General features: G+C 46.0%; 2 protein-coding genes. Both read left to right on the top strand.

Annotated elements, in window-relative coordinates; all coding sequences use genetic code 11:
• On the top strand, nt 1–513 hold a 513-nt coding region (locus ACYQ3Q_RS28280), incomplete at its 5' end, for a tyrosine-type recombinase/integrase (protein WP_459931720.1).
• On the top strand, nt 506–933 hold a 428-nt coding region (locus ACYQ3Q_RS28285; RefSeq protein WP_459931721.1), incomplete at its 3' end, for a tyrosine-type recombinase/integrase. The genes ACYQ3Q_RS28280 and ACYQ3Q_RS28285, both read left to right, overlap by 8 nt.

Below are 933 nucleotides of genomic sequence, written 5' to 3' on the forward strand. Positions count from 1 at the left end.
CGTCCGAACGAGGGACGGGAACTGCAAAGCTGCGACATAGATTTCGACAAAGGCATCTTGCTTGTCCGAAAAAACAAATCTCACAAAGAGCGTTATGTCGCCATGTCCGATGATGTGTTGCAGATGTGCAAGGATTATCATACTTCCAATGCCGACATTTTCACTGGTAACACATACTTTTTCCCATCTCCGAACGGCTTGCCATACAATCGGCGCTGGCTTTCCGGACAGTTTCGAATGATTTGGCACAAAGCCCGCGCAACCAGTAATGAGGCTTCCGCCGTTGTTTATGATCTCAGGCATCGGTATGCAACGACGATGATGATGAAATGGTTGGACGAAGGTGCTGATCTTTTCGCAAAACTCCCTTATCTAAGCGCATTTATGGGCCATACTCATTTTTCGGATACGGCATACTACATCCACCTCTTACCGGAAAACCTCATTCGTTCATCGGCTATCGACTGGAGCCATTTCTCGGATTTGATCCCGGAGGTGTTCGAAGATGAATGAGAAAAGCACCCGCTTCTTCAAATTAGTACGGGACTTTCTGACGGTATATCTCCCAGATCAAAGGGCTGTGAGCGTCAATACTATTAAGTCGTACCGTGAATGTCTCAATCAATTGTTGAGCTATATTTGCGACAGAAACGGTTTCGCTCTGGGAAAACTCAGTTTCGAATATCTTTCCAGGGAGACAGTTGAGAGCTATCTGGAGTATCTTGAAAAGGAAAGGCATTGCAGTGTTTCCACACGCAACCATCGCCTTGCATGTATCCGGTCTTTCGTTAAATATGCCGGTGTCAGGGATGTTAGTGTTCAGGCATGCGTTAATGATTTATGCACTATCCCTCAGAAAAAGGTGGCAAAGACCGCCGTCATTAAGTTCTTCAGTGAATCTGCGTTGAAAACTATACTTGAGCAGCCAGATGC

The sequence above is a fragment of the Desulfosporosinus burensis genome (assembly GCF_054657535.1).